5 protein-coding genes are annotated in these 10,838 nt (G+C 70.4%); 2 read left to right on the forward strand and 3 right to left on the reverse strand.

The annotated features are described in order from the left end of the window. Nucleotides 1-7: 7 nt before the first annotated feature. From V5740_RS14490 to V5740_RS14500, 3 genes are all read right to left on the reverse strand, one after another. A complete protein-coding gene (locus V5740_RS14490) occupies nt 8-6,442 on the reverse strand; it encodes a hypothetical protein (RefSeq protein WP_347304601.1) in 6,435 nt (2,144 codons plus the stop codon). Between the two features lie 171 nt (nt 6,443-6,613). Further along, nucleotides 6,614-7,567 carry a patatin-like phospholipase family protein gene (locus V5740_RS14495; RefSeq protein WP_347304602.1) on the reverse strand — a complete coding sequence of 318 codons (954 nt, stop codon included), beginning with the start codon at nt 7,565-7,567 and terminating at the stop codon, nt 6,614-6,616. Nucleotides 7,568-7,709: 142 nt separating this feature from the next. After that, on the reverse strand, nt 7,710-8,144 hold the full coding sequence (locus tag V5740_RS14500; protein ID WP_347304603.1) for a hypothetical protein: 435 nt from the start codon (nt 8,142-8,144) through the stop codon (nt 7,710-7,712). A 190-nt stretch (nt 8,145-8,334) separates the two neighbouring features. Here V5740_RS14500 and V5740_RS14505 point away from each other — a divergent pair, with 190 nt between their 5' ends. Together V5740_RS14505 and V5740_RS14510 are read left to right on the forward strand one after the other, a co-directional pair. After that, the gene (locus V5740_RS14505) at nt 8,335-9,537 is read left to right on the forward strand and encodes an AAA family ATPase (protein ID WP_347304604.1); all 1,203 of its coding nucleotides are present in this window, start codon (nt 8,335-8,337) and stop codon (nt 9,535-9,537) included. A 133-nt stretch (nt 9,538-9,670) separates the two neighbouring features. Continuing rightward, nucleotides 9,671-10,765, forward strand: coding sequence for a ParB/RepB/Spo0J family partition protein (locus V5740_RS14510; RefSeq protein ID WP_347304605.1), 1,095 nt, complete (start codon nt 9,671-9,673; stop codon nt 10,763-10,765). Nucleotides 10,766-10,838 lie beyond the last annotated feature (73 nt).

A 10,838-nucleotide genomic window follows, 5' to 3' on the forward strand; every position in this document is an offset into this window, starting at 1 on the left:
TGCCCGATCAGAACGCGGCCCGCAGGCCCGCCTGCGCCGTGCCGTTGGCGACGTCGCGCCCTGCCTCGCCATTGAGGCTGCCGAACAGGGTGACGCCGCGCGACAGCGCCACATCCGCCCCCAGGCCCAGGATCGCGGTGACGGGCGCCCGGCCCGCGCCATCGGCGCGCAGCGTCACCGGCCCGCCCGCCAGCGCGGCGACCGCGAACGGGTCACTTCCATCGACGCGGTAACGCACGCCCGCATTCACCCATGGCCGCAGCGTCCGCGCCGGATCGGCACGCAGGTCCACCGCGCCATCGACGAAGGTCCAGTCCTGCCGCCGCCGGGCGACCGCCAGCGCGAACGGGCTGCTGCCCCCTTCCGCCACCGCATCGCCCCGCGCGCGGATGAAGGTCGCGCCCACCGACGGCCGCAGCGTCCAGCCGCCGGCCAGCGGCACCGCATGGTCCACCTGGATATCGCCGGTCCACGCCGTCAGGTCGTACCGGCCCACCGGATCGCCCGCCGCCACCGCGCGGGTGGTGGTCGCGTTCTGCCCGTCATAGGCGATCGTGGCGGAGACGCCCGTGCCGCGGTCGCCGCGCCAGCGTGCATGGACGCCCGCCACCACGCCATCCGCCTCGGTCCGGGCGCCCAGCGTGCGCAGCGTCTGGCGGTTGTCGGTCCAACCGACGAAGGCGCCCAGCGACAGCCCGCCACCGGCCCAGCCGATCCCGCCCAGCACGCCATGCCCGTCGCCGCGCGCCTGGGCGATGCCGGCATCGTCGCCGCCGACCTCCCCCGTGCGGCCCAAGACGCTGGCAAAGGTGTACGGCCCCGCTCCGTCCGCCGCCGGGCTCGCCAGCACGCCGCTGCGCGCCAGCCGCGCCAGCTCCAGCCCCTGGTCCACGCTGATCTGGCTGGCCGTGGCATAGGCCTGCGGCGCGATCCGCGCGAAGGCGGCCGCATCCGTGCCCCCTTGCGCATTCACCAGCAGCGGCGCCGCCGACAGCAGCGCCGGGCTGGCGAGCCCGCTGGTCAGCAGATCGTTCACATAGGCGATCGTGCCGCTGACCTGCGGGGTGAAGGCCGCATCGTCCAGGAACTGGCCCAGCAGCCGGATCGTGTCGGCATCCTGCAGGATGAAGCCGAACAGGTCCGCCGACTTCACCACGCTGGTGAAGCTGCCGGTGATCCCGCGGGTCGTGGTGATGAGGTCCAGCGACTGGCCCGGCAGCACGCGGTCCGTCGCCACCAGTTCCAGCGTGGCGCCGGGGGCGATGGTCAGGGCGCCGTCGATCACCAGCCGGTCCGACTGGGCGGGCGCGATCTCGAACACGGCGCGCGACGTGCCCGCCAGCGCGACGTCGCCCACCACGTTCATCGTGCCGGGCGACGCACCGGGGCTGATCGTGCCCGCGACCGCGATGTTCGCCCGCACCGTTCCGGCGGACCCGAAGGTCGCGCCCTGCCCCACATCGATCCGGCCCGCGGTGATGGTCGATCCGGCCAGGCCCACCAGCCGCCCGCCCGTCAGCCCGATCGTGCCCGCCGTCGCGCGGCCCGCGACCGTGGCGAAGCCGCCCGTCATCTGCAACGCCGCGATGTTGTCCAGCCCGGCAAAGGCGACCGGCGCCGCCGCGCTGCCGCCGCTGACCGTCACCACATCATCATTGCCGGTGCCGACGATATTGCCCGCGAAGCGCCCGGCGATCGTCATCCGCCGCGCGCCCGCGCCCAGCACCACCCGCTCCGCCGTCAGCGCGGCATCGGGCGCGATCACCAGGTCGCCGGTCAGGTCCAGCCGGCTGAAGCTGTTGGTGCTGCCCGCCAGCGTCAGCACGCCGGTGCCGCGCGTCTCCACCAGCTCGAACCCGGTCAGCCGGCCGTTCAGCGTCAGCGCGCGCGAAAGGTCGAACCGGGCGGTATCGTTGCCCGCCCCGCCCGCGACCGTGCCCGTCACCGTGCCGCCGGCAGCCACCGTGAACAGGCTGTCGCCCGTGCCAAGGTCCAGCGTGCCGGCGATCGTGCCGCCATCGACCAGCTGCACCTGCCGCACAGTGCCGGCCAGCAGGGCGACGTCACCCGCCTGCCCCAGCGTGCCCGCGACGCGGAGCGTATCCGCCGCCAGCGTGATCGTCTCGAACCCGCGCACGCTGCCGGTCAGCACCTGCGTGCCGGTGGCCATCAGACGCAGCGCGTCCGATCCCGCCCCGCCGTCATACCGGCCCGCCAGCGTGGCGGCGGGCAGCGTCAACAGGTCGTCCCCGCCGCCCAGGCTGACGGACGGGACATCGCCCGTCAACATCACCTGCTCCGCCCGGTCGCTGCCGGTGATCGCATCGACGGTAAAGGCACCGGTGGCCAGCGACAGGTTGGCGCCCGCCAGCGCGATCTCCGCCCAGTTCTGGTCGGGCGTCAGCGTCAGCGTGCCCGGCCCGTCCACCGCCAGCCGTTCGAACCCGCTGCGCGCGCCGATGCCCTGCCGGTCGCCCGACAGCAGCACGCCATAGGTATCGCGCCCCGCGCCGCCATCGACATAGGCGACGCTGGAGCCCGCACCTTCCCAGTAGAAGTCGCTGCCCGCGCCGAACTGCACGCCGCCACCGGCGATCCGGCCCCGGTTGATGACCGACACGCCGGCATCGCCGCCGGTCACGGTCATCGCGCCCGTGGTGCCGATCGCGCCGCCCGCCGCCACCACCAGCGTGCCGCCCGCCAGCTCGATCGTGGGCACGCTGAACGCCCCCAGATAGGTCACGGCCTGCGTACCGGTCTGCATCAGCCGCTCGAACCCGATGAACTGCCCGGCATTGATCGCGCCCGCCTTGTCCGCGTCCACCACGAACAGGTCGTTGCCGGCGCCGCCAACCGCCATGCCGAGCTGCGCGGCGCCCCCTTGCACGAACACGTCGTCGCCCTGCCCCAGGAACACCAGCCCGTCGATGGTGCCGCGGTTCTCGACCCGGTCATTGCCGGGGGCCGGATAGTCGCTGAACACGACATCACCCGCGATCGTCCCGGTGTTGACGAGGGTCGCCCCGGCCGTCGTCGCCAGGCTGACGGCGCCAAACCGGCCATCGCCGATCGAGCCCGCATTGTTCAGCACCAGCGGCCCGTCACCGAACATGGCGACGCCGTAATCGGGCCGCCAGAACAGGCTGTCCGATTGCACGGTCACGCTGCCGGTATTGGTGAAGCTGGCGATGTCGCCCCGCACGCCGCCCGACACCGCGCCGCTGTTTTCCAGCCGGGCCAGGCTCGTCGCGATGGCGGTGGCCGGGTCGTAGAAGATGTATGATGACCAGGTGGTGATCGCGCCGGCGATGTCCGCCCGGTTGGCGACCGTGCCGACGCCGCCGACCAGCAGGTCGCCCGTCGCGGCCGTGCCGCCGGTGACGGTCACGGTCGCATCCGCCGCGGCCGCCTCCACCGCGAAGCGCTGGAAATTGACCACGCCGGCAGGCAGGCCCAGCGTCACACTGGCATTCGTGGCACGGCGATGCAGCAGGATGTCGTCCCCGCCCGCGCCGTCCACGGTGCCCGTCACGCCGGTCGCATCGCCCGTCATCACGAAAAGGTCGGCGGCATCGCCGAACAGCACGTCGCCCGTGACGGTGCCGCCCGCCGCGATGTAGCTGCCCGTGCCGTAGGACCGCATCGGCTGCCCGTCCCAGCGCACGGCATAGCCGAGGTCAACGGTGCCGGTGATCGTGCCCGCATTGCCGACATGGCCGGACGATGACCGGATCGCCGTGCCCGACGTGCTGGCGATCGTCCCGCCCGTCAGGTTCACCAGCGTGCGCATGTCCAGCACCGCCACGTCGTCCGTCCGGATCGTGCCGCTGTTGGTGATCGCGTCCACCTGCCGCACGGCGGCGCTGGCCGACCCCGCGACCTGCACGATGCTGCCGGTGTTGGTCAGCGCCGCGACGGTGGTCACGCCGACCCCGCCCGCCAGGTTGATCGTGCCGTTATTGATGACCGTGCCGATCCGGTCGAACGACCCACTGATCGCGCGCGGCCGCTGATCGCCGGTGCCGACCGGGGCCGTGCCCGTCTGCCGGACGGTGATGGTCCCGGCATTGGTGAAGGTCTGCCCCGTCAACTGCACCGCGGTATAGGCGGCGGAGAAGTCGTTGACCGGCCGCTCCATCGTCAGGTCGCCGCGGCTGATCACGTCCAGCACCGGCGGGTTGTTGATGCCCGGCACGTAGGACGACATGCTGATGAGCTGTCGCCCCGTCGTGGCGATATCCACGTCCAGGTCGACCGATCCCCCGCCGCTCAGCGCCAGCGTCTGCGCCGCCGTGCCATCGCCCGTCAGCACCAGCCGCGCCCCTTCGGCGATGTTGTAGCCGACGGAACGGAACCCCGCCTCCGTCCGATGCACGGCCGCCACATCGCTGGTGACGCGGTACAGCAGCGTGGCATCCGTCGTGGTCACGGTGCCGGTGATCCCGGCGAAGCGCCCCGGCCCGGTATTGACGATGTTCGTTTCCAGCAGGCCGCCGGCGCCCAGCGTCAGGTTGCCGTTCAGGACGCCGCCGTCCTGTGCATGATAGCTGCCCGATCCGCCGAACACGTTGGCGGGCAGGTTCACATCGCCATTGATCGTGCCGGCATTGGACACGCTCACCCCCGAGGCAAACCGGTCCGGCGTGATGCCAATCGCCTGCGTGCCGCCGGTGATGATGCCACCTGCCAGGTTCACGATGTGCCCTTCCCAGTCCAGCGTCACGCCCGTGCCGTCGGACCGGATCGTGCCGCTGTTCGCCAGCGTTCCGCCCAACTGCACGCCGACCGTGCGGCCTTCGATCAGGCCGCTGTTGAGGGCGCCCATCCACGATCCGGGCGACAGGTCGGCGCCGATCCCGCCGGTCGACCGGATGGTTCCGCTATTGGTGAACAGGCCCCTATTGGCGGCGCCGGTACCGCCGGCGATGATCGTGCCGCTGTTGGTGATCGACCCGCCCGACGCCAACCCGTTGCCGGCGGCGTCGATCAGGCCGGTATTGACGAAGTTCTGGCCGCCCGCGGCGAAGACGCCGACGGTGCCCGCCCGGGTGGTGCGGATCGTCCCTTCGTTGGTGATCGTGGAGCCGAACCCGCCATTGCCGACCAGCGCCTGCTCGACCCCCTCGACCGTGCCGCGGTTGATGGCCGAACCCTGGCCGGTGATGGTGATCGTCGTCGGCGCCGCCATGGCGAAGCTGGTGCCCAGCGTGACGGTGGCGCCCTGCCCCACGTCGAAGCTGAGCTGTTCGAAACCGGTGAACAGGTCGATCCGGCCGTCGATCAGCGTGTCGCCGTCGATGCGGACCGCCACCAGGTCGGTCCCCGCGCCGCCGTCGATGGTGCCGGTGATGCCGGTCTGGAGCGTCGGGACGCCGTTGTAACGGGCGATCAGGTAGTCATTGGTGCCGCCCAGGATGACGTCGCCGGCGATCACGCCGTCCACGCTGTCGATCGTGCTGGTGGGGAAATACGCGGAACCGGTGCCGCGGACCACGATGTCGCCTTCGATCCGCCCGCGGTTCGTCACCCGGACCATCGCGTTGGCATCGATCGCGATCCCGTCGCTGCCGCCGGTGATGATGCCGCCCGCGCCATTGTCCACCAGCACGCCATCGCCATACAATGCCGCCCCGCTGCCGGTGTTGATGACCGTGCCGGTATTGGCGAAGCCCGTGTAATCGGGCGTGAAGTGGCGCAGCGTCGCCTCGCTGCTGTTCGTGCGGATGGTCCCGCTGTTGGTCTTGGGCCCGGCATAATTGGTGGTGGCGCCGGTATCCACCGCCGCCACGCTGCCGCCGTCGATGATGCCGGCATTGTCGAACCGGCCGACGGTGCCGCGGATCGCGCCGATCGTCCCGCCCGCCCGGTTCGTCAGGTGCAGCACCGTGCCCTGCGTCGCGCCATCGGTCTGGATCGCCACGCCCGCCGTGCCGCTGATCGCCCCCGCATTGTCGAGCGACACCTCCATCCGGGTCGACGGGTTGCCGCCGGCGGCGGCGGTGGACGTGGCGATGCCATTGGTGCCGGTCACGACGCCGCCCGCCGCGACATTGATCGCGATCCGCGTCCCTTCGTAGGAGAACGGGCCGGACGCCGGATTGGCGATGCCCAGGATGCCCGCCGCGCTGCCGCCATCCACGCTGCCGGCAACGTTGATCGTCGCGTTCTCCAGCGAATAGCTGTTCGATTGCGGGATGGCGACCGTCACCTGCCCGGCCACCTGCGCCCCCGCCACCACGTCCACCGTGCTGTTCGGGGTATCGACAATCACCCCATCACCATCGATGCCGGTGCAGGTGGTGGTCCCGCCCGCCACCGTCGGATCGGGCGCGCATTGCGCCAGCGCCGGGCTGGCGCAGGCGGCGCCGATCGCGACCATGCTGGTACCCAGCACGAGCCCGGCCCGACGCACCCCGATGGCGCGCGCATACATCGATGTCATGAAATTCCCCTCATCGCCGGACCCCCGCCCGGCACAACCGGACAAGCAATGCCGCAGGTCAAGGAACCTGTCCATCCCGCACCGGCAGCAGTGCGGCAGCATACTTTTCAACAATGTAGCAGTTGTAAACGCCCCGCCCGCTGCGGGCGCCGGCGCGGCGGGCGATGTCCTTTACGGCAGCACCTGGCGGATCGCGTCCCATTGTTCGTCCACCGCGCGCCGGCCCGCCGCCATGCCGGCGCGGATCTTGGCGGGATCGAATTCCAGCGTGTCGGAATAATTGCGGTCGGGCTCGATCACGCTGATCCGGGCGAAGCGGTATTGCGCGATCTGCCGGTCCAGCGGCGCCAGCACGGCCGCGATCTGGCTGCCGCTCAGCCCCTCCGCCATCAGCAGCGGCAGCATCGCCCCGCGCGCGGCCAGGATGTCGTTGATCAGCGCCGTGTTGGCGAGGTCGTTGCGCGATACCTCCGCCTGCAGCAGGTCCACCGCGCGCTGCGCGATCGGCAGCAGGCCACCATAATGCTTCGTTCCCGCCGCCTTCGCCGTGGGGCTGGCGCGGATCACCAGCACGCCCGTGGGGTTCAGCGCCAGCGCCGCGCCCAGCGGGGTCACGTCCGTCACCCCGCCATCCACCCATTGCTCCCCGCCGGCATCCTCCAGCGGGTCGAAGAACACCGGCATGGCGCAGCTGGCATAGACCCAGTCGGCGATATGCGCCGCGGCCCCCTTGTCGATGGTGCGGAACTGCCCGGTCTTCAGGCTCACCACCCCCAGATGCAGGTCCACCGGCGAGGCGGAGAGCCGGTCGGGCCGCGCGAACCTGCGCAGCAGGGCGCGTAAGGGGGCCGTGTCGTACAGCCCCTTCTTGCTGGTCAGCGCCGCCAGCAGCGGGCCACCACGCTGGCGGTAGATGTCGCCATTGCCATCCAGCCCCAGCCAGATGTCGCGCAGGCCCGCCACATCGTCCTGCGCCACGCCCAGCGCCTGGATCGCGCCGGTGGAGGTGCCGACGACGATGTCGGGCCGGACCCCGCGATCATGGATCAGCGCCTCCAGCGCGCCCACCTGGAACGCACCCTTGGCACCGCCGCCGCTCAGCACCACCGCCAGCTTCCCGGACATGACGTCCCTCCCCGCCATTGCTTAGCATGGCAAGGAATACCGCCGTGCCGCGTGCCTGTCCATGACGCGCCCGCCCCATGCAACAGCCCCCTCCCGCGACGGACGCGGAAGGGGGCCGGTGCGCCTGTTCAGGGCTGCGGGATCACATCGGCGGACGGGCCGGATCGGGGGTGGTCGGTTGCGTCATCGTGTCGTCCGGCGTCATGGTGTCATCGGGCGCCGTCGTCGGGCTGTCGGGCATCGGCGTGCCCGGTGCGGTCGTGTTCGGCGCGGGCGTCGGGGTCGACGGGCGCATCGTGTCCGGCTGCGATGGCGTGGTGGTGCGCGGCGTCGTCATCGGGTCATTCGGCGTCATCGGATCGTTGGGGTTCATCGGATCGGTCGTGGACGGCAACTCGCCGGGGGTGGCCGGGTCCGTCGGGTTCATGGGATCGGTCGGCTGCGACGGGTCCAGCGGATCGGTCGGAACCGGCTGCGTCTGCGGGCTGGTCTGCGGGGCGGTGGTCGTCGTGTCCTGCGCCTGCGCGGCACCGGCCATCATCGTGGCGGCGATCAGCCCGGTCATCATGATCTTCATCTCGGCATCCTTTATGTATTATCTGTGTGCCGGGATGACGCATGGGCCGGCCTTATGGCTCCGGCAAATGCGGCAGAACGGTGGCTGACCGGGCCGATCGCCCCCTTTTCGCCGCATTTCCCACGCACCCTTGCCGGGTTGAACCTGTTCCGGTACGCTTACGCGGCAAAAAGCTTCAGGATTGCCCGCGATGTCCGATCCGCATTCAATTGCCAGCCAGATCGGCGATCTCGCTCAATCGGGGGAGCGGATGATCGAACGCCTGCGCAAGCGGGCCTTCCTGCCCGAAAGCCGCAAGGGGCTGAACGTGCGCTTCGGCATTGCGGAGGCGGCGCAGCTGCTCGGCTGTTCCACCAACCGTATCCGCATGGCGGAAGATGACGGCCGCCTCCCCCCTGCCCCCGCCAGCGAGACCGGGCGGCGCACCGGCTACACGGTGGAGGAGCTGCTGAACATGCGCGCCGTGCTGGGCGCCAGTCCGGCCCGCGCGCCACTTGACCAGCCGGCGATCGTCGCGGTGCAGAACTTCAAGGGCGGCGTCGGCAAGTCCACCGTCACCACCCACCTGGCGCATTATTTCGGTGTGCAGGGCTACCGCGTGCTGGTGGTGGATTGCGACAGTCAGGCGACCACCACCACCCTGTTCGGCTTCAACCCGCACTTCAACATCACGCGGGAGGAGACGCTGTACCCCTACCTCTCCATCGACCCGACGCAGGCCGACCTGCTGTATGCCGTGAAGCGCACGCCGTGGCCGAATGTGGACCTGATCCCGTCCAACCTGGAACTGTTCGACGTGGAGTACGAGCTCGCCGCCGCCGGCAGCGACGGGCAGAGCGTGCTGGCCGCGCGCTTCCGCAAGTTGAAGCAGGGGCTGATGGACCTTGCCCGCGATTACGACATCGTGATCCTCGATCCCCCGCCAGCACTGGGCACGATCAGCCTGGCGGTGATGCAGGCGGCCAATGCGCTGCTGGTGCCGCTGGCCGCGACGACGCCCGATTTCTGTTCCACCGTGCAGTTCCTGTCCATGATGGATCAGGTGCTGGAACAATTGGTGGAGGCCGGAATATCGGTCGATTACAGTTGGGTACGGCTGATCTGTTCCAAGTTTGACGCCAACGATCCCAGTCACGACATGGTCCGCGCGATCATGGAACAAAGCTTCGGCCCGGCGCTGCTGCCGGTGCCAATCCTCGATTCTGCCGAGATCAGCCATGCCGCCCTGCGCATGATGACGGTGTACGAACTGGAGAAGCCGATCGGCACCCCCCGCACGCACAAACGCTGCCGCGCCAATCTGGACGAGGCGCTGGGCCAGATCGAGCAGCTGGTCCGCACCGGCTGGGGCCGCGCCGAACGCATCGACGAGGAGCTGCTGGTCAATGGCTGAGCGCCCCGTTTCCCCTGCGGTGTTTCCCCGGGGAAACATGGCCGCCGGTTGCCGATGTTTCCCCGGGGAAACACTTTCCTACAGCCCCCTGCCCCGCCTAACGGCCGCGCCGCAACAGGGAGGAGCCTGATCCATGGCACGCAAGCAGAAGGACTATCTCGCCGGACTGCTGGCCGATGACGAGCCCGCCGCGCCGCCCCCGTCGAGCGAGCCGGTGGCCGAATACAAGGGCGTGCTGGATCGTCAGCAGGATCATGTCCGCCATCTGCGGCAGGAGAAGCTGGAACGGCGCGCCGGCACCACCCTGCTCGGCCGGGAAAGCGCCCTCGCCCGTGTCGCCAGCGGGGAGGTGCGGCAGGTCACGCAATTGCTGCTCGATCCTGCGCGCGTGCGGATCTGGCCGGGCAATGCCCGGTCCTATGCCCACCTGTCGGAGGAAAGCTGCCGCGAGCTGATCGATTCGATCATCGCCGAAGGGGGCCAGAAGGTGCCCGCCGTGGTCCGCCGCGTGGAAGGCGATCCCGACCATGAGTTCGAGGTGATCGCCGGCACGCGGCGCCATTGGTCGATCAGTTGGCTGCGGGCGCATTCCTACCCACAGATGCAATTGCTGGCGCAGGTGCAGCAATTGGATGACGAGGCGGCGTTCCGGCTGGCCGACCTCGAAAACCGCGCCCGCGCCGATGTGTCGGACCTGGAACGGGCACGCAATTACGCCGCTGCGCTGGCCGATCATTACGACAATCACCAGACCCGCATGGCCGAACGGCTGCGCGTGTCGAAGGGGTGGCTGTCCAAGATGCTGCGGGTCGCCGCCTTGCCCGACAAGGTCGTCGCCGCCTTCCCCTCCCCCGCCGACATCCAGTTGAAGCCCGCTTATCCGCTGGCGCAGGCGCTGGACGGGCCGCAGCGGCGCGCGATCATCGATCTGGCGGATCGCATCCGCCAGGAACAGGCCCATCGCCGCGACGCCGGGCAGCCCCCCTTCCCCGCCAACGAGGTGATCGGCCGCCTGCTGCGCGCCGGCGCTGTCCGCTCCGCCGCACCTGCCGCGGTGACGATCGACGGCGCGCATGGCCGCCCGGCGGTCAGCGTCACCGGCACCAACCGGCAGGGCGTGACGCTGCGGCTGCATGCCGGGCACGGCCTGTCGGACGAGGCGCTGTTGCAACGGGTCGGCGATGCGCTGGCGCAACTGGCCGGGGACGGGCGCGGGCTGCAACGGTGAGCGCCCTGCCCCGCCCTTCCCGCCGTCCGGTGTTTCCCCGGGGAAACATGCCCCGACCGACGCGGAGCACACG

The sequence above is a fragment of the Croceibacterium sp. TMG7-5b_MA50 genome (assembly GCF_039830145.1).
Classification (GTDB): domain Bacteria; phylum Pseudomonadota; class Alphaproteobacteria; order Sphingomonadales; family Sphingomonadaceae; genus Croceibacterium.